The sequence below is a fragment of the Niallia oryzisoli genome (assembly GCF_043641075.1).
In the GTDB taxonomy this organism is placed as follows: domain Bacteria; phylum Bacillota; class Bacilli; order Bacillales; family Cytobacillaceae; genus Bacillus_BD; species Bacillus_BD oryzisoli_A.
Genome location: NZ_JBHZRC010000012.1, coordinates 1 through 19727, shown reverse-complemented (window position 1 = coordinate 19727; position 19727 = coordinate 1). Strand labels below are relative to the sequence as shown.

Genomic DNA, 19727 nt, shown 5'->3' with positions numbered 1-19727 from the left:
TCCGACAGATTTTGGATTTTTTACTTTCTCTTTGTCAGAAGATAGCTCTACTTCCGACAGACTTGGGATTTTTCCCTGTCCCTTTGTCAGAAGATGACTCTAATTCCGACAGATTTTGGATTTTTTACTTTCTCTTTGTCAGAAGATAGCTCTACTTCCGACAGACTTGGGATTTTTCCCTATCCCTTTGTCAGAAGATGGCTCTACTTCCGACAGACTTTGGAGTTTTTCCTCTCCCTTTGTCAGAAGATGGCTCTACTTCTGACAGACTTGGGAGTTTTGCCAATCCCTTTGTCAGAAGATCACTCCCCTTCTGACAGACTTGGGAGTTTTGCCTGTCCCCCTGTCAGAAGAAGACCCCGCTTTTGACAGACTACTGATATTTTGCTTTCCCTTTGTCAGAATGATAAGAGCCGTAGGACCCGTCCCCGTCGTTTAAACCAGGGAACCCGTGCTCGTCTGAAACATTTTTTCTTGTATGTATTCTACAGGCATGCGGTGTCCTGTCCACATTTCAAATGCGAGGGCTCCTTGCCAGAGCATCATTCCGAGGCCATTGATGGCTGTGGCTCCGGCTGCTTCTGCCTGCTGCAATAGCTTAGATTTAGACGGGCTGTAGATGACGTCTGTTACGATCAGATCTGGGCGCAGTATGGACGGATCTTCAATGACGCTTATACCTTCAAGTGGCTTCATCCCCACGCCTGTACCGTTTGTCAGGATATCACTCGTACGAATTTCTTCTGTCAATTGCTCCTGATTTTCAAGTGGGTACACATTTGCTTTTACGGAAAAATAGTTGTTTTCTTCATTAAGAATACGAGCATTTTCAACTGCCTTTGCATAGAATTGATCATTACGTGCAAAGATGCTGATCTCAGCGATTCCTTCTAATGCTGATTGCATGGCAATGCTTGTGGCAGCACCGCCCGAGCCGATTAGGGTCATTTTCTTCCCTCTTATGTCAAACCCACGCTCTTTGAGATTTCTTGTATATCCCCTGCCATCTGTATTGTGACCGATCAATCTTCCATTCTCATTGACAACCGTGTTAACGGATCCTGTCAATTGAGCGCTGTCTGCAAGCTCATCTAAATAGGGCAGAACCTTTGTTTTATTTGGCATGGAAACATTAAATCCGCGCAGATTCAGCGCCCTCATCCCTTTGATGACGGCCTCTAATTCCTCATTCCCAACCTCAAACGCCATGTAGGCATAATTCAAGCCTAATTTTTTAAATGCCAGGTTGTGCATGGTTGGGGAAAGGGAATGCCGAATCGGTGTGGCAAATAATCCAATTAATTGTGTTTCCCCGTCTATAACGCCTAAGTTTTGCATTTTTTTGAACCTCCTTTTTTAAAAAAACTGCTCTGTTATAACTCTTTTACTGAATTTGAAAAAATAAACGGAAGAATTCTGCTTAAGTTTTGAAGTACCTATATTTCCCTAAATATAAAGGAGGCTTTTCCGTTTATTTTATCCAAAGCCTTGGATTTTGACCTATTTAGAGCAGCTAATCGGAATTTCTCCGCTTATATCTGCTTTTTACTCATCTTTTTATACATTAGCCGGAAATTCTCCGTCTATGAATTCTCTTATCTACATTAAATTCAAAAAACAACCTCACCGGAATTTATGTAATGTACCTAAAGCCCTTCTTAATTCAGGAACAGGGATTTGACCTGGAGCGGATACTTGATTCCCAGTACCAAATGTCGCCGAGGATCCGAAGCATTCACCTGCAAGACGGCTGATTAAACCTGTTCCTCCCATTGATATGGTGATTATCGGACGATCAGCATATTCCGTTTTCATCGTGTTGGTTGCTTCTAACAGCTTAATAACATCCTCCACACTGTTCGGCATCACAGCGATTTTTGGAATATGGGCCCCAAGCTCCTGCATTTTACATAGCCTTGTGACCATCTCCTGTTTCGATGGCGTTTTTTCAAAATCATGATTGGACATGATGATATACACACCATTCTCTTCGGCTGTTTCCACTAGCTCTTTGACGTACTTTTCTCCGGTAAAAAGCTCTACATCAACAAGATCAATTTTCTTCGTCCGGATTGCCGCTTGCACTAATTCAACATAGTAGAAAACGGGAACTTCCTTATTTCCTCCTTCTTTATGACTTCTGAATGTAAAAAGAAGGAGTTCATCAGTAAGTGCCTTTCGCAAAATAGAGATCATTTCCTGAACCGCTTCAATCTGATCAACATGCTCATAAACATCTACGCGCCATTCAACGATATCCGGTTTTAACCTTTTGACCTCATTTACTTCATTAATAAGCTGTTCGGTAGTATTCCCCATTAGTGGAACAATAATCTTCGGTATTCCTTCACCCAATACCGTCTTGCCAATTGATAGAGTTGCCATGTGCTTTGACTCCTTTTTCGTTAGATCGATCTAATATTAGTTGTAGTATCAATACTCATAAATTGTTTCCATTGCTCTAACGATTCTCTTAAGCATGGGAATCCTTCTCTTCCAAAGTATTCTAATGAAACAAATCCTGAATATTGACGTCTTTGCAATTCTCTAAGAATGGCCACATTATCAACATCACCATTAAAAATAGCAGCTGGTGTGGTTTTGTATCGCTCCTTCAGATTATAGTGATAATTTTTCAAATGCACGTGGCTAATCTTGGAGTATACCGTATCAAGTACTTGCATATGATCCTCTTGGTCAACGTACAGGTTTGCTGCATCGTAGATTAATTTGATCCTTGGGTGGTTAATATCGTTTACTAGCTTTTGAATCGATTCTACCGTATCGGCAAATGAATCATAATGGATTTCAATGGCTACATCCACATTATATAGATCAGCTGTTTCTGCAAATTTTTGAAATTCGGTAACGGTTTCAGACCATTGTTCAGGGGATGCATTTCTTGATGCGACATGTCCTGCGAACGTTCGGATCATCGGACAATTTAATTGGTGTGCTGCATCTAACAATTTCGTGGCTTGGTTCACTTCGGCTATGTGCTGCTCCCGGTTCCATAGCTTTGAAAAAGTGGTATAGGCACTAATGGACGGAATTTGGATCCCATTCGTTTCTAATAAACGAGCTAGTTTATCAAGTGGTCCATGCTTCTCTTGAAATCTTTCGATATGCTTACTCCATAACTCAAGACCTTTTACATCCTGATTCATCGGCGCTACCCATTTAATGATTTCATCGATATCCCATTCTTTAAACCCTGTTGTACATAAACTTAACTTCATGTTGGTTCCTCCTATTTTTTGTTGGATGATCTAAAGCGTTAGATCGATCTAATTATTAAATATTGATAGATTGATATTTTATGAACTTACTTGATCGATCTTTATTTTAATAAACGCTTCGTAGATTGATCTAAATGTTTTACATCCATTCATTTAACCAATGATAGCGTTAGATCGATCTAATTGTTGTAACCGCTTGCTCTTTTCTGTATGTATATAAATTTATACCACACCCTTGTCAGCTTATTCAATACTAATTTTCTAAAAATGCAAAATAATTTATTTTTTCATAGTTGTTTGTTAACGTTAGCGGCAATGAATCAATCTATGCTTAGCTTGACTAATTAGCAAAAAAGCCTAAGCTCTGTTTGCTAATTAGCCGTTGCAAGCCAAATATGTCAGTCTCTACGAGTGCTTTTTCTGTGAAGGTTCACCTTTAGTAACTCCATTTTATGTCGATTCTCGAACCATTAACTCTGGCTGTAAAATAATTCGCTTCTTTTCACCTTCGGATTCTGTAATCCTTTGATGCAGAAGATTAGCAGCCGTTTTACCGGTAAGCTGTGCAAAGGACGAGACCGTGCTTAACGGAGGATAGAAGATTTCGGCCTCTGGAATATTATCAAAGCCCATGATGGCTATATCTTCACCAGGTTTTAATCCAGCCTCTCGTACCCCTTGCACAACCCCAAACGCAACAAGGTCACTGAAGCAAAAGATGGCTGTCGGGTGATTAGGCTGTGAAAGTAACTGACGAACCGCATCGACCCCGCCCTCTCTTGTCGGTAAACTATCGATTAATAAGGATTCGTCCAATTCTATTCCTGCTTGCCTGAGGGCTAGGGAATATCCCTCCATCCTTTTTATCCAAGTAGAGGATTTACGGTAGCCGCCTAAAAACGCAATTCTTTTATGACCTTGCTTAATTAAATGCTCAACAGCCATTTGCGAACCAGCTTGATAATCAATCCCAACAAAATCACAATTGGCTCCAGCAAGCTCCCTTACAGCAAGAATCACGGGAGTCTGAATTTTGTTTATCCGGTTAACGATTTCATCTGAGCTTTCTGATACAGGGCAGAGAATCACTCCCCCAACCCTATGCTCGATCATCGTCGAAAGAATTTGATCCTGCTTATCAACTGAATCAAACGTAACGCCTAACAGCACGGTATAACCGATTTCCTCTAATGTATGATGAACTCCCTTCAGTAAATCCGAATAGTAAGTGTTCGATATATCCGTAATGATAATCCCGATAGTTGTAGAACTTTTTGACCGCAAATTCGCAGCGACACGGTCATAGACATAACCGAGTTCTTCCATCGATTTCAATACCTTTTTACGCGTTTCAGGTGCGATTTTAGGACTGTTGCGAACAATTAGAGAAGCAGTTGCACGCGAGACACCGGCATGCTTTGCAACATCCTGTAAGGTTACAGGTTTTTTTCTTGATTGATTCATCATAAACCACCAATTTAAATCCTTTATAAATAATGTATTTGTCCATATTTTATAAGAATATAGGCTGTTTTACAAACTAGTTTTACTTGTAAAGCTACGAATGAAAATCTACTTATAAGCAGATTTTTACGATTTTATTCTTTGTACGATTGTTTTTATCGTTTATTTTTTAAATATTTAAAAAATGTTGACAAATCAAAGTATGGTTTTTATTATTAAAAATATTAATAAAACTGAAAACGATTTCTATAGATCCCCCTTGGATGATAGTTTGGTTTTATTATTCTCTTTGAATTAGATCGATCTAACAGTTGTTTTTGTTTTGTTGGATCGATCTAATGAATGTTCAATTTTTAAAAAAGGAGGGTATAGAAATGAGAAATGTTATAGAAGACTAATAAAAAAGGCACTTGAACTTCGAACATTTCCATATAGATAATACTATTAAATTAGAAATAGAAACTATATAATTATATCTAAAAATTAAAAAGAGTCCCTCAGTTCAAAAAAAACTATTAATATTTCCTTAAGTTCATTTTTACAAATTATTATTACACTATTGGGTCAGAAGCGATGGAATTTGACAACCATGCTGCCACTACATAATTTTTCCGGATGATACGTTTTGATCCTTTAACTATTGATTTTGTTTTATACGTATGGTCGATTTTATAAAAGTTAGAAGGAGAAATGTTATGAAAAATAAGTATCTATCAACAGCTTTCGGGCTTTACCTAAATTATTTTGTACATGGTATGGCGTTAATCATTATCTCTCTAAACATCGATGTTTTTGCAGCAAAATGGGGGACAAGCGTTGCGGGGGCTGCAGCCGTTGTTTCTTCCTTTGGTATTGGGAAAATAATAGCAGTAGCGTTTTCCGGAATTATTTCAGATAAATTCGGGAGAAAAGCATCGATTATATTAGGAATATTATTCTATCTTGCGTTTGCAATCGGAATCCTATGGAGTCCTACTCCGTCTATTGCTTACTTCTTTGGGATTTTAGCTGGAATCGCGAATTCATTCCTAGATACTGGTACTTATCCAGCCTTAATGGAGGTCTTTACCAAAAAGTCTGGACCCGCTAATATCATTGTGAAGTTTTTCATTCAAGGGGGGCAGTTCCTGCTTCCTATCATTATTGGCTTTCTTATGGTGCGAGGATTTTGGTATGGATGGAGTTTTGCATTACTGATCGCTGTCTTAACGCTTAATTTGATCTTTATGAGTACGCGTAAATTTCCGCCAATGGCCGCCACATCACCAGAAATTGCTGCAAGTGAGATTGGTCATGAAAAGAAGGGCAGATTTCAGTTTAATGTTGAAGAAATTTGCATGATTTGCTTTGGCTTTGTTGGACTAACCTTCCTTACCGTATTGGGGCAATGGATGGCGAAGTATGGGACAGAAGTGGTCCATATGGGTGAAAATGCCGGAAGAATGTTAGTCTCTTATGGAAGTATTGGAGCACTCATTTGTGTCTTGGTAACGTTCACATTAGGAAACAAGGGAGTAAAGTCGGCTCCTATTATTCTGATCTATACCTTCATGACAGCCCTGGTTTCTCTTGTTCTGTGGGCATTCCCTTCACCGATGGTAGCAAGTGTAGGTGCTTTTTTCTTAGGCTACTTCTCATCTGGCGGACTTATTCAATTAGGATTGACTCTTTTAGTCGATCATTCAACAAGAGGAAAAGGAGTGCTTACAAGTCTTTACACGATTTCTGAAGGAGTCGCCCAATTCTCAATGCCGATTGTCCTAGCAGCCATTTATAAATTCGATATTACCTATATCTTTTTATTAAATGCCGTTGTCGCTCTACTTGGATTCACTCTAGTATTAATCGTTTCTATACGTGACAAACAAAGAAAAGCACGAGGAACTATTGAAATGAAAGAAACAGCAAGCTAAGTGAGCCACGCGGACGGGTTCCTCGGCTTTTCCCGTGGGTTATGTTCACTTGTTTAATTGGAACGAAATGGTTTCCTGGTCCATTTTTAGAATTAACTCGACAGTAAAACCCCCATCCTACTTCGGATGGGGGTTGCTTTTATGCCCAGGTATTACTCACATCAGAACCATGGGACCCGTCCCCCGGGCTCACGATAGAAATTCCTTTAGTGGTTGTACCATGTTTTTTATATCGTTGATTCCTTGTTGATATAGGGCGGTTAGTTTTTTCTTGTTTTTTTCAACGCGGCCGACGTTTAGTTTCTCTGATGGACATAGGACAAATACATTGCCTTTTTTCTCTTCATCAAAGATATATTGAAGGGTTTCATTATACACCGTATGACGCTGCTCTAATGCTTTCACTAAACCAGGGTAATCGCGGTATTTTCTCCTTATATACCCGCCGAATGATTGAGGTTTTTTATAATAGCCTCTGTTTCTTGTTAAAACAACTACATTTTTCGAGTTGCCATCTTGTACTGATTGTTTGATTGGAATGGGGTCAGCGATTCCACCATCCATCAGTACCCGATTTTCAAAGGGAACAGCTGGGGCAAAGGCAGGCAATGAGCTTGATGCACGAAGCAATGTCAGCATGTCCTTCGCATAGTCTGTTTTTTTATAAAATACGGGTTCGCCCGTTAGGCAGTCGGTTGTCCCGACAACAAACTCCTCCTCCGCCTCATTAAATGCTTGAAAATCAAAGGGGACAATCTCCTTCGGTACCGTATCAAACAAAAAATCCATCCCAAACAGCTGCCCTTTTTTAAACAAATTTCGAAGGGATAAATATTCAGGATGATTCACAAGATCAATATTCACCATTTTATTTCGGTCGATTTGACGAGAAATATAAGAACTACCGTTACAGGCTCCGGCAGAAACGCCAATTGTATAGGGGAAATACATCTCCTCTTCCATCAGATAGCGAAGAATCCCTGCCGTGTAAATTCCTCTACTTCCTCCTCCTTCTAAAATTAACCCTATATTTTCCATACTATCTCCTTTTCAACACTCAGAATGATAGAGTGGTACATTATTAAATGAAGGACTATGTAAACTGCGAGGGCTATTCGTCACTCAAATTAGCTGACCCGATTCATTGTTTACATCTATACCTGTCCTGACTTCTACTATTGTACCACTTTTGTACTGATATGCTTCGAACGATAGTCTTGAACAACTTTTTTCAATCTACTTCGTATGGATTTGCGAGTAACCTGAGTTGGGCTTGGGGACAATCCTGGTCTCGGGTACGCTGAAAGACCCTCTTTTCTATGTGACACTAACCTTTCCCTGATATATGCAATGAACCCATGATATTTACAAAAATTAATAAATTAGAGAGAGATTTTATAGTAAAATATTACTATCAACTCATTGGCTAACTCTTCCAGTGACGTAAAGCTTTTTTCCATCATTTCAAAAGGGGCTTCATATGAGAAATCTATCAGTACGCAGCAAAGCCATTATGATTACCGCTTTGCTGATTTTCTTAAACATCATCCTTATTATGATATATAGAGATAATAAATGGATGCTTACCATCATCTCAAATTTCTTCCAAACAATCACACCGCTTCTCGCTTCTATCTGGCTTTATAAACGGTATTTACAGGATCAGAGCTGTGATCGGAAATTTTGGTTATTCCTTGCCATCTCCAACTTATTCTATGCTCTCGCTATGGGCGTCTGGGATTTATATGAAATCTATCTAAGAATCGAAGCGCCCTACCCTAGTGTCGCTGATTTCATGTGGGTTGTGATGAATGCTTTTCAGTTTGCGGCGCTAATGTGGGTGATGCTCAAGCACCGTCATTCATTACGGATTGGTCAAATTCTTTATGATGTAAGCATTCTTTTTGTCGTTATAGCCTTTTCAAGCTGGGAGTATATTCTCAAGCCTGCGCTTGAAAACTCCACCAATCAAGGGATCCTGGATCAAATGATCGGCATCATCTATCCCATAGGTGATTTGATTGTTCTCTTCGTACTCCTCTGTATTTATTATTCAGGAAGATCGAAGGAACAGCCGCAGGCGTTTTGGTTTATTTTTATAGCGATGATCCATTTTTTACTTGCCGATACGATTTATTTTTATCTTGAAACCATTGGTACCTATCAAACCGGACACCCCGTTGATCTCCTTTGGATAGTGGGGATTCTATTGGTTGGACTTTCCAGTTTTTATGGAATCGGCGAAACGATTTTGCCGATTTATTCTCAAGAAAGTTGGGATATCCATAATCTATCTCCGCGTGTCATGATGCCTTATATCGGTATGCTTTTGTTGTTTCTTCTGACCGTTTTTCAAGAAAAGGGCTTTAATAGCATGACGATTGGATCGATTATCGCAATCATTCTCATTCTTTTTCGCCAAATTCAGACCTTGGCAGAGAATAAGCAGCTGCTTGGAAAGCTAACAAAGTTAAATAAAGATCTCGAACAAACGGTTCTGGATCGAACCATTGAGTTGACACAAAAAAATAATCAGCTGGAAAAATCAATTAAACAGGCGGAGTATTTGGCGTATCATGATTATTTGACTGGTCTGCCCAATTATCGCTATTTTTATCAGCAGTTTCATGATTCTTTGCTGCAGGCGAAGCAAAGAAATGAAACGGTCGCAGTCCTGTTTCTGGATTTAGACCGCTTTAAGCTCATTAATGATTCCTTCGGTCATTCCGTTGGTGACCTGCTATTGCAGCAAACAGCGGAACGGCTTCGTGACTGCGTCGGTGATTCCGGTTTCATGTGCAGACAGGGCGGCGATGAGTTTCTTCTCTTTTTACCGAATACAAGCCAGAGAAAAGCTGCAGGGATGGCGAGACATCTTCTCGACACGTTACAACGGGTAACCTATATCAAAGGGCATGAATTGATTGTGACCTCAAGTATTGGTGTCAGTCTATTTCCAGATCATGGCGAGGAGGCTGACCTGTTAATTCAGCGCGCTGATACCGCGATGTATTCTGCCAAAAAGGCGCTGCGGAATCGGTATGCATTCTACCATTCCTCCTTAAGGTCTGGAACACCGGATATGCTTCATCTGGAGAGGGATCTCCGTTTAGCCGTGGAAAGGCAGGAGTTTTCTCTTGTCTATCAGCCCTTGGTTCACATCCATACAGGTGAGATCATCGGGGTTGAAGCACTGATGAGATGGAAGCATCCATCCAAGGGGTTTATCTCTCCGGGGTGCTTTATTCCTGTTGCAGAAGAGACTGGACTTATTATTCCGATGGGATTATGGGTCCTTAAAACAGCCTGTAAGCAATGGAAGACGTGGCAGGAAAAGGGAATGGCTCCGCTTAGAATAGCGGTCAATGTTTCGATTAATCAATTTATGGATGAACATTATCTTGCCCATGTTCAGCAGATCATCCAAGAAACAGCTATGGATGCGAACTACCTTGAGCTGGAGATCACGGAAAATATTCCGTTTGGCAGCAGCCACGCCTCTCATGTGGTTCAGGAGTTGTCCCAAATGGGCATCAAGCTCAGTATCGACGATTTTGGCACAGGCTATAGCTCACTGCAATACCTGAAAAAAATGCCGATTCATACATTAAAGATCGACCAATCCTTTGTTAAGGAGCTTCCTCATAACCGTAATGATGCCTCTATTGTTCAAACCATCATTTCCATGGCTGAACACATGCATTTGGTGGTTATTGCCGAAGGAGTTGAATCAAAGGAGCAGCTGGAGTTTCTGCAAAAGCATCGTTGTCATATGGCCCAGGGGTATTATTTTAGCAAACCCCTGCCAGAAAAGGAATTTGAAGCTTTGATGGCTGGGAGAGTTCAGGTGGTATAAAGGACCGCGGGGACGGGTCTTGGCCCATTTTTCGAATTCAATAGTTTTTCCGATAATACTCCCCCATCCTTCTTCGAATGGGTGCTGCTTTTATTTCCAGTTATTACCCACTTCAGGACCACGGGACCCGTCCTCGTGGCTCTATGATAAATATTACATTTCAAATATTTATTGTATGGTAAAATAGTAATTATTTACTAGGTAAAATGGGATGGTGAGGAATCGTGCAATATACTGGAAGGATTGTAGCGTCTTCGCTTGTTTTCATTATAAATTCTATCTATATTGCTTATTATTTTTTACAAGATGGATCCATCAGGTTGATTGAATTAATTGGTTTTCCCATCATGGTTTCACTGGCTTGGTTTTTTGGAAAACAGTACGATAAAGCGAAATGGTATTTGGTCAAACTAAAAGAAAGTAATGCGGATTTAAACAGTCTCTATAATAATAGCGCTTCCTTTCTATGGTCCAGTGATATCAACAAACAAAAAAATACGGTATCTAAAGGAATGGAACAATTATATGGTTATACCGCAGAGGAATTTGAGGAAAAGTATGACCTTTGGATTACAACTGTACATGAGGATGACCGGGAAAAAGTAAATCATTATTATCAAGAACTATTATCAGGAAAATCAGCCAGGTGTGAGTGGAGATTGATCCATAAAAATGGGGAAGAAAGATGGTTAGCCGCATTGGGCAACCCTTTATTTAATCACGAAGGCCAGCTGGTGAAGCTTAATGGCGTAGCTCGTGATATTACCTACCGAAAACAAATGGAGGAAAAGCTCCATACCATGGCGTTTTACGATCACTTAACGGGTTTGCCGAACCGAAACCTGCTACATGAGCAAATTACTCAATCCTTGTCACAATCAAAGCAAACCCAGCGGAAGATAGCCATCATGCTATTAGATTTAGATCGTTTTAAAATCATTAATGATACGCTTGGACATACGTTCGGCGATTTGTTGTTAAAAGAAGTATCTAATAGAATGTCTAGATTTATAACGGATCATTCTATTGTTTCGCGATATGGCGGGGATGAGTTTATTATTTTTCAAGAAAATGCTTCCTACTACGAGGCATCCTCATTAGCTGAGGATATCATACGTGAATTTTCAGACCCGATCTTCGTAAATGGGAAACCATTTTTTATCTCGACAAGTATTGGCATTAGCCTTTATCCCCTGAATGGTGACAGTTCAGATATCTTAATTAAAAATGCCGATGCGGCCATGTATGCGGCGAAGGAAAATGGCGGGAACGGGTATCAATTCTACAATTCAACTCTCGATGAAAAAAATAAAAAAATCATGCGAATCGAATCCGGCTTGAGAGAGGCCTTGGAAAACCGTGAATTTACCCTTGTGTATCAACCTCAGGTTCATTTAGATTCAGGTCATATAGTGGGCGCAGAGGCTTTACTTCGCTGGGAATCCCCTGAATATGGTTTCATCTCCCCTGCGGACTTTATCCCTGTAGCTGAAAAAACAGGGCTTATTGTGCAGATTGGCGAATGGGTGCTTGAAACGGCCTGCAAACAGAATAAAAAATGGCAGCAAGAGGGATTTCCTCCCATACCCATAGCAGTCAATGTATCCGGCTATCAGCTGCAGCAGAGCCACTTTCTATCATTAGTCAAACGATTATTAGAAGACTTAGATCTTGATCCAGCCTATCTTGAAATTGAAATTACGGAAAGTGTTGTCCAAAATAAAGAGCAGGCAATCCAGCAATTACATGAATTGAAAGCCTTAGGAGTCAAGATATCGGTTGATGACTTTGGAACAGGTTATTCCTCATTAAGCTATTTACAGCATTTGCCCATTGATAAGTTGAAGATTGACAAGTCCTTCGTGGATGATATCACTCAAAATTCCAGCGGGAGAGCCATTGTTCAAACGATTATCAATATGGGAAATAACTTAAGCTTCAATGTGACTGCTGAAGGAATTGAGGATGAGCAGCAGGTGGCCTTTTTAAAAGAGAATCACTGCTATTTTGGTCAAGGGTATTATTTTCATCGACCTTTATCTGTCGAGGAAATGACACGAATGATGGGCAAAGGTGTTAGCAGCGTATTGGTCGAGATGTAAAAGGGCGCTTTAAGTATGAGCAGCAGCCGATTGTCATTCGGTTGCTTTTTTTCATAGGATGATGCTGCTTTTCATCTCATTACTTCCGGAATCCACTTACCGGCACTGGTAGCCGTAAATACCGCCCACCCCATTAATTTCCTATGAATCTAAGACTTTTGTTGTATTCAAAAATTTTATTTATGCAGTTATGATATGAGGATGTATAATAACTTGTAATGTCGGGTGTTCGTGTATCGCGAGCCTACTATTCTATTAGATCTTGTAACAAGAGGGAAGGGTTTATCGTATGTCTTTTTTAACGGACGGGTTGGACTATGACCTGTTAATAAATTTAGGAATCTCTATTGCGATTTTAGTTGCGTTTATTTTGTTTAGGAATCTTTTTACCAAATATGTTTTTCAGCTGATTGTCAAATTAGCTAAAAAAACACCCACTGAATTTCTAACGCAAATCTGCTTAGGCTTTGAACGTCCTTTAGGATGGGCATTTATTATTGTTGGTTTGTATGTGGCTATGGATTATTTCCCTTTTATAGAGCAGCACAATGCGTTATTTTTAAAATTCCTGCGTTCGATGATTATTGTATTAATTACATGGGGCTTGTTTAATCTATCGTCACCGACTACAGGGATTTTAATTAGTGTGAATGAAAAATTGAACAATAAAATTGATAAAATTCTGCTTCCGTTTATTTCAAGAACGATTCGCGTGATCCTGATCGCTATCTCTATCAGTATTATTGGTCAGGAATTCGATTATGATGTAAATGGATTGGTTGCGGGTCTTGGATTAGGGGGATTGGCCTTTGCGTTGGCGGCCAAGGAAGCAGTCGGCAACTTGATTGGTGGAATTGTGATTGTGACAGAAAAACCGTTTTCCATTGGAGATTGGATTTTAACTCCAAGTGTCGAGGGAACGGTTGAGGATATCAATTTCCGTAGCACGAAAATTCGAACGTTCAGCCAGGCTCTTGTGACCGTGCCAAATTCTACGTTGGCCAACGAGCCGATTACCAACTGGAGCCGGATGGGAAAACGACGCATCACGTTCCACTTAGGAATTAACTATAAAACGACCAAGGAACAAATTCAACGAGTGGTTTCTCGAATCGAACAGTACTTGAGGACACATGAAGAGGTTCATCCAGATACAATCATGGTAGCCTTGGACCATTATAATGAGAGCAGTCTCGATGTTCTCGTGTATTTCTTTACCAATACGACCGTTTGGGCAGAGCATGTAAAAATCAAGCATGAAATCAATATTGCTATCATGGGAATCTTGGAAGATGAAGGCGTCGAAACCGCATTTCCAAGCCGAACAATTTACGTTACTCCACAATCGAATGAGCAGTATCAAACGATGGGATCGATGGATTAACGATTGTGTTTGTAAACATTCTCCCCCCGATTATTTAATATGTTATCTTCAGCCCGCCATATCTGGTGGGCTTTTTTAATTACATTCCAAATTGCTCCAACGTATTTACTCCTATCGAACTGATATTCAGCGGAATTTTGTACATCTTACTAAAGAAGGGATCGTATCTAGATATGCTGTCCCCTTTATCTTTTCATACTGTATGTTTTCTATGTGGCAAATTTTTAAAAGGAACGTGACCATATGACTGAAACCAAATTGATGGAAAATGAACAAAACTTGAATCAAAACGATTTTTACCAAATTGTCCTTGGACGCCGGTCCGTTAAACGATATGATCCATCTGTTAAAATCACCCGGAAGGAAATGGCGGAAATTCTGGAGGAGGCGACGCGTGCCCCGTCCTCTGTCAATATGCAGCCTTGGCGGTTTGTAGTGATTGAAACGCCAGAGGGCAAAGCGAAGCTCGCACCGCTCGCCAGATTTAATCAAGACCAGGTTGAAACGTCTTCCGCAATGATTGCCGTCTTTGGCGATATGAATAGTGTTGAATATGCAGAGGACATCTACTCGAGACAGGTGGAGCTTGGCTATATGCCCCAGGAGGTCAAGGATCAGCTGCTGGCCGCCTTCAAGCCTGCTTATGAGAACATGCCGGAGCGGGATATGCGTGATGTGGTGCTGATTGACTCTGGGCTTGTCTGCATGCAGCTTATGCTGGTTGCCCGTGCCCATGGCTATGACACAAATCCTATCGGCGGCTACGAAAAGGATGAGATTGCCGAAGCATTCGGGCTTGATAAGGACCGCTATGTTCCCGTTATGCTGATTTCGATTGGAAAGGCCGCGAGTGAAGGGTATCCATCCTATCGGCTGCCTGTGGAGACGGTGTCGAGCTGGGTGTAAAGATTGGATGACGATCAAACAGGGGAGCTTTGGTGCTTCCCTTGTTTGGGTGAAAGACTGGAGTTTCCGCCTTCCACTGATCATAATCTCTTATACTCCTTGCCCGGATGATCCCACGGTAACCTCCCCTAATAGGTCTGCACAAAAATTCCGTCGCCCTCCAGCCATTCCGCGATAAAAACATCCTTAAGATTCGTCACATTCTGTAATGACAGCTGATTTTTTAACCAGGCCTCATCATACCCGATCTCGGTTAGTTCATCCTTTAGCACTTTCCCGTCACGAATGAGCGTTACTGGGACATAGGCCGGCTTGCCTGGTAATTTAAAGTCCTCCAGTGTTGTTTTTTGATATGGCGGCTTTTTTAAAATACTGATTGATCCATTAGGCTCTAAATAGCAATAGGCCACCTCTCGGATTGAAAAGGTTTCACTCTGCCGGAGCAGGCTTTGAAGCTGATTGAGATTCATACGATTCTTCTTCAGCGCATCCCGGTCGACCACACCATTTTTTATCAGCGCCGATGGTTTGCCTTGAAAGAAACCGCGAAATACTAACGACTTCCTGCCAAGGTATTCAATGACAAACAGCAATAGTGCCCACAGGGTCATGGCATAGAGAATATACCCCACGCTGACTTTTTTATCATATAAAGCATTTCCCAATAGCTCACTTAACACGGTCGATGTAATGAAGGTGAAGGGTGTGATTTGGTTAATGACTTTCCTGCCAATGAACATGATGATGACGAACATGTAAAAAAAGCCAGTTACAAGTTCAAGCGTTAAATGTTGCAGATTCACGTTTTGATTACTCCTATCTGAAATGTACCCGGTCACGGTGATGGCAAGCCTGCTTAATGCAGAACATCATTCCTGTGATCAATATATAAACTGCCGTCCGTATTCACCTCAGCATAAAAAACCTCCGAGATGGAATTAATACCTGACCGTTTCAATTGCTCCTCTACCCATTGCTTGTCCAAATGTAATTTGCCTAAGTTCTCCAGCTTAATTTCACCATCGGATATAATCTCTGTAGCAATGGGAAAAATAGTTGCTTTTGTCTGGACTCGGTTAAGGTCACTTTTCGTTACAGGCTGCTGAGGTTCTTTTTTCATAACCGAAAGGGTGCCGTCCGTTTCAAAAATGGCATAATCCACATCAGATACGGAAAAGACATCTTTCTTTCTCAATAGAGCGAGTAATGCGTCCATATCTAAACGAACTTTACGAAGCTCCCCTTCCATGATTTTTCCTTTTTTAATGAGAATCACGGGTTGGCCTTCAATCGCTTTTCGAAATATGGGGGATTTTAAATCAATCATGCCCATAATCATGGTAAAAGCCGTCCAGGCAGCTAGTGCGATGATTCCATTGCTGACGCTTATAGATGGATCAATCGCAAGTGAAGCACCTAAGGTACCGATTGAAATCGCAGACACAAAATTGGAAAAGGTCATCTGTGAAATTTCTTTTCTACCCGTCAGTCTGGTCAAAATGAATAAGGTAATGAAAGCAATGGTGAGTCTTAGCAGTAATTCTGGAATGGCCATCTTGGTAAACTCCTTCTAACTTGATGGTAAATATTGTTCCAAGCTTTTTCAGTTTTCATGTATGGCTGGATGGTAAACTTGCAGACGGTTCAGCTTGAACACTCTTTCATGAATAGTTCAGCGGAATCTGACTACAATGGTATAGATAGCTAGAGTCGAAAAGGAGAAGTGTTTATGATTGATATCGTGGGACAAATTATGCTGTATGTGAATAATCAAGAAGAGTCGGTGAAGTTTTGGACGGAAAAAGCGGGATTTACTCTCGTTTCAGAGCAGGACAACGGTGATGGGATGAAGTGGTTTGTGATTTCACCCTCTAAGGATGCTCAGACAAGCATTGTGCTGCACAACAAGGAATTAGTAGCGAAGTTTTCGCCGGGGGTCAATTTAGAAACCCCTTCGTTATTATTTTTCACGAGGGATCTTGATCAGATGTATCAGGACTTTAAGAATAAAGAGATTACGGTTGGAGACATTGTAGAGGTTCCTGAAGGAAGGGTCTTTAACTTTGCTGATCATGAGGAAAATTACTTTGCTGTTGTAGAGAAGCAGTAGCAGGGGAAATAAACAGCATTATATCTGTGTTCATTTCTATATGAAAAAACATCATGGCTTGTGTGCTATTGCCATGATGTTTTTTTCGTAATATAGATGCAGATATGTCCATATATAACGGACAACAGTTGAATTTTGTTAGCTGAAAGCTGCTATGACAAGACTGCTGTCTTTTTGTGGTGCCTGACACCAGATGTCACCTTAAAAGGATAGGAAGCCTTTGCTTAGCTGCTTGAGCATTTCTTTTTTGCGGATGTCTTGGTACATGTTCTTTTCCCATTTCTTCACTTGCATTGGTGTGTAGAAGGTTGGGTTGCCTTTTTGGAACTGTAGTGGTTTATTGGCAAGTGTTTCGCCTTCTTTCAGTCCTTTTTTGATTTGCTGAATGCTGTTTACGTGAAGACCAGTTGTGACTTTTTGTTTTTGGACTTTGCCGTTTTCAAGGACGTAGACACTCTTTGTTTTTCCAGCTTTATCGATGCTGTCATATGGAACGGTGATGGCGTTCGCGACAGCCTTCTTCACGATTTTCACATCGACATGTGTGCCGTGAGCAAGGTTCTCGACCTTTTTGTCAAGAACAACGGTGAATGGGTATTCGCTTTCCTTTTTCACCTTCGGCTCGTCCTCTGGGAAGTGTGCAACCTCCTGGATACTGCCTTTGTAGGTTTTATTGCTGTTTGAAAGTGTAACCGTTACTTCCATTCCAGGCTCGACCTTGGATTGTTCAGCTTCCGAAAGCATCCCTTCAACCATACTTTCCTTCGATACAATCGTGATTACTGGGTTTGAAAGGTCCTGGTTGATGCTCTTAACTACCCCGTTGATGTCACTGACTTCCTCCAGCTGAGGCAGCTTTTTATCAATAGAAGCAATCTGCTCATCGTATTTCTCAATTTCACTTTCCAAACGGTTGATTTCCACCTCTGTTTGGTAAAGGTCGATTTCAACTGAATAATCATTGATCAACAGCTCATCATCTAGCACCGAGCGGGATGAATCATAATCGATGTCGTTCAGGTCGTCCCATTTATTCTCAAGGGCATCCAGTTGGTTTTCAAGACTTTTGCGCTCAGACTCCAGAACTGCGATCGCGTCTTCATAGTTATCAGTAGAATAATAGAATAAAGTCTTTCCTGATTGGACCTCTTCGCCTTTTTTTACTAAAAAGCCTTCAAAGCTGCCCTTGCGTTCATCATAATAAACAGGCTGCTCCTCAAGCGGCGCAGTAACCCCTTCTGTCTTCATCGTTTCTCGTATATTTTGTTCTTTCGCCGTCGTCCACTGTGGTACATATAGGGACCGGGCGACTTTACTGTTATCTTTAAAAAGTAAGTATAGATTTGCGGCGACAAACAGAATTGCAGCGCCGATAAAGATTTTGGACCTCCATTTCACGTCAGCCACCCCCTATAACAATTTTTCAAGATCCATGATTTGTAAAAATACATTTATCGCCAGAATAATAAGATTGAAGCCGACCACAAATAAGATCGTTTGGAAACGGGATCGCTCTGACAGGACTCTGACATATTTGTATTGTAGAACCATGGCCCAAATGTTAAAGATGGTGATGCCGCTCAAAAATTGCAGGATGAGGTCATGGGATGTGAGGTACTGTCCGATGACGCCCAGTGAAAATGGATTTGAGATGTCCGGCAAGCCTATGAATATCGTAAAAGGTATTGTAATAATCTTGCCAATTAACAGAATCGTTAGGACGTAGAATTGAATCGTAATGTATTTCTTCCACTCGATATCTGACAAGGCCCAGAAAAAGAGCGATGGTATTATGAGAATGATAATGGCCTGCAGCAGGGACCAAAGTATCTGACCGCCTGCAAATAATAATTTAATTGCCTCAAATTCCGTGTTGCTGCGGGTATGTAATTCCTTTGACATGATTTCATTTCCAATTCCGAAATAGGAAGTGAGTGCTGCCACTAGGAACGTCATCACAATAAGCAGGATTGCTTTTAGCCAAAATCCCCCCATTTTTTCGGCTTTCACTAATTGTTGCGCTTGAACATAAGGCTCCCGTACCCCCCTGAAAAGCCGTATATGATACATGATTGTTCATCCCCCATAACTCTACTTTATCTAATACCTTATTTTACATGATTCGCGTGAAGGCTACCACACTTTTAGTCGAATCATTAGAGATGGAGGCGATTACAATTTGGTTATGAACATGGCTTGTGGACCGGACTGAGTCTTGTGGAAGCAGCAGAACCGTCCCCCTGCTTCTTTCTGCACAAAAAAACAACGAACCCTTGATTTCATGATCAAGGATTCGTTGTTGGTTACGCGCCTTAGAGGATTCGAACCTCTGACACACGGCTTAGAAGGCCGTTGCTCTATCCAGCTGAGCTAAAGGCGCATTATATGTATGGCGGAGAAGGAGGGATTTGAACCCTCGCGCCGGTTGCCCGACCTACACCCTTAGCAGGGGCGCCTCTTCAGCCACTTGAGTACTTCCCCATCGAAATGCGTAAGCACCTTGCTCAGCGACGTATGGACTGGAGCGCTCCGACTGAGATAAAGGAAACACGAAGAGCACGGTAGTGCGATTCGATGTTGACTTATCGTAGGGAGGAGTGTGAAGTCCACTAGACGCTAGGTGCTGAAGCTAGACACAAGTCTAACTACAAAGACCTTACTATATTAAAAAATATAATAAAATGGCTCCGCAGGTAGGACTCGAACCTACGACCGATCGGTTAACAGCCGATAGCTCTACCACTGAGCTACTG

General features: G+C 41.0%; 15 protein-coding genes and 2 tRNA genes. 6 read left to right on the top strand and 11 right to left on the bottom strand.

The window, feature by feature from the left end:
- Window positions 1-435 precede the first annotated feature (435 nt).
- The 4 genes from ACHUFV_RS22775 to ACHUFV_RS22760 form a co-directional block, all read right to left on the bottom strand.
- On the bottom strand, window positions 436-1338 hold the full coding sequence (locus ACHUFV_RS22775; protein ID WP_394238178.1) for a shikimate dehydrogenase: 903 nt from the start codon (window positions 1336-1338) through the stop codon (window positions 436-438).
- A 285-nt stretch (window positions 1339-1623) separates the two neighbouring features.
- The gene (gene aroD, locus ACHUFV_RS22770; RefSeq protein WP_394238176.1) at window positions 1624-2385 is read right to left on the bottom strand and encodes a type I 3-dehydroquinate dehydratase; all 762 of its coding nucleotides are present in this window, start codon (window positions 2383-2385) and stop codon (window positions 1624-1626) included.
- A 20-nt stretch (window positions 2386-2405) separates the two neighbouring features.
- The gene (locus tag ACHUFV_RS22765; RefSeq protein ID WP_394238174.1) at window positions 2406-3239 is read right to left on the bottom strand and encodes a sugar phosphate isomerase/epimerase family protein; all 834 of its coding nucleotides are present in this window, start codon (window positions 3237-3239) and stop codon (window positions 2406-2408) included.
- Between the two features lie 450 nt (window positions 3240-3689).
- Window positions 3690-4703 carry a LacI family DNA-binding transcriptional regulator gene (locus ACHUFV_RS22760; RefSeq protein WP_394238172.1) on the bottom strand — a complete coding sequence of 338 codons (1014 nt, stop codon included), beginning with the start codon at window positions 4701-4703 and terminating at the stop codon, window positions 3690-3692.
- A gap of 695 nt (window positions 4704-5398) precedes the next feature.
- On the opposite strand from ACHUFV_RS22760, the gene ACHUFV_RS22755 reads away from it, so the two are divergent.
- Window positions 5399-6616, top strand: a complete 1218-nt coding sequence (locus ACHUFV_RS22755) for an MFS transporter (RefSeq protein ID WP_394238170.1) — start codon at window positions 5399-5401, stop codon at window positions 6614-6616.
- 189 nt (window positions 6617-6805) lie between these two features.
- On the opposite strand, the gene ACHUFV_RS22750 is transcribed toward ACHUFV_RS22755, so the two are convergent.
- Window positions 6806-7654, bottom strand: a complete 849-nt coding sequence (locus ACHUFV_RS22750) for a patatin-like phospholipase family protein (RefSeq protein WP_394238168.1) — start codon at window positions 7652-7654, stop codon at window positions 6806-6808.
- 442 nt (window positions 7655-8096) lie between these two features.
- Between ACHUFV_RS22750 and ACHUFV_RS22745 the strand changes: the two genes are divergently transcribed.
- From ACHUFV_RS22745 to ACHUFV_RS22730, 4 genes are all read left to right on the top strand, one after another.
- On the top strand, window positions 8097-10472 hold the full coding sequence (locus tag ACHUFV_RS22745; protein WP_394238166.1) for a putative bifunctional diguanylate cyclase/phosphodiesterase: 2376 nt from the start codon (window positions 8097-8099) through the stop codon (window positions 10470-10472).
- Window positions 10473-10696: 224 nt separating this feature from the next.
- A complete protein-coding gene (locus ACHUFV_RS22740) occupies window positions 10697-12574 on the top strand; it encodes a putative bifunctional diguanylate cyclase/phosphodiesterase (protein WP_394238164.1) in 1878 nt (625 codons plus the stop codon).
- A gap of 289 nt (window positions 12575-12863) precedes the next feature.
- Window positions 12864-13958 (top strand): mechanosensitive ion channel family protein, encoded by a 1095-nt coding sequence (locus ACHUFV_RS22735; protein ID WP_394238162.1) that lies wholly within the window; start codon window positions 12864-12866, stop codon window positions 13956-13958.
- A gap of 243 nt (window positions 13959-14201) precedes the next feature.
- On the top strand, window positions 14202-14864 hold the full coding sequence (locus tag ACHUFV_RS22730) for a nitroreductase family protein (RefSeq protein WP_394238160.1): 663 nt from the start codon (window positions 14202-14204) through the stop codon (window positions 14862-14864).
- 128 nt (window positions 14865-14992) lie between these two features.
- On the opposite strand, the gene ACHUFV_RS22725 is transcribed toward ACHUFV_RS22730, so the two are convergent.
- Together ACHUFV_RS22725 and ACHUFV_RS22720 are read right to left on the bottom strand one after the other, a co-directional pair.
- On the bottom strand, window positions 14993-15667 hold the full coding sequence (locus ACHUFV_RS22725; RefSeq protein ID WP_394238158.1) for a YetF domain-containing protein: 675 nt from the start codon (window positions 15665-15667) through the stop codon (window positions 14993-14995).
- A gap of 53 nt (window positions 15668-15720) precedes the next feature.
- Window positions 15721-16419, bottom strand: coding sequence for a DUF421 domain-containing protein (locus ACHUFV_RS22720; protein WP_394238156.1), 699 nt, complete (start codon window positions 16417-16419; stop codon window positions 15721-15723).
- A 174-nt stretch (window positions 16420-16593) separates the two neighbouring features.
- On the opposite strand from ACHUFV_RS22720, the gene ACHUFV_RS22715 reads away from it, so the two are divergent.
- Entirely contained in the window at window positions 16594-16974 is a 381-nt protein-coding gene (locus tag ACHUFV_RS22715) for a VOC family protein (protein ID WP_394238154.1), read from the top strand.
- Window positions 16975-17175: 201 nt separating this feature from the next.
- Here the strand turns inward: ACHUFV_RS22715 and ACHUFV_RS22710 are convergent, their stop codons facing one another.
- The 4 genes from ACHUFV_RS22710 to ACHUFV_RS22695 form a co-directional block, all read right to left on the bottom strand.
- Window positions 17176-18372, bottom strand: coding sequence for an efflux RND transporter periplasmic adaptor subunit (locus ACHUFV_RS22710; protein WP_394238152.1), 1197 nt, complete (start codon window positions 18370-18372; stop codon window positions 17176-17178).
- 12 nt (window positions 18373-18384) lie between these two features.
- The gene (locus ACHUFV_RS22705) at window positions 18385-19044 is read right to left on the bottom strand and encodes a hypothetical protein (RefSeq protein ID WP_394238150.1); all 660 of its coding nucleotides are present in this window, start codon (window positions 19042-19044) and stop codon (window positions 18385-18387) included.
- Between the two features lie 236 nt (window positions 19045-19280).
- A tRNA-Arg gene (locus ACHUFV_RS22700) sits at window positions 19281-19354 on the bottom strand.
- Window positions 19355-19364: 10 nt separating this feature from the next.
- A tRNA-Ser gene (locus ACHUFV_RS22695) sits at window positions 19365-19455 on the bottom strand.
- Window positions 19456-19727 lie beyond the last annotated feature (272 nt).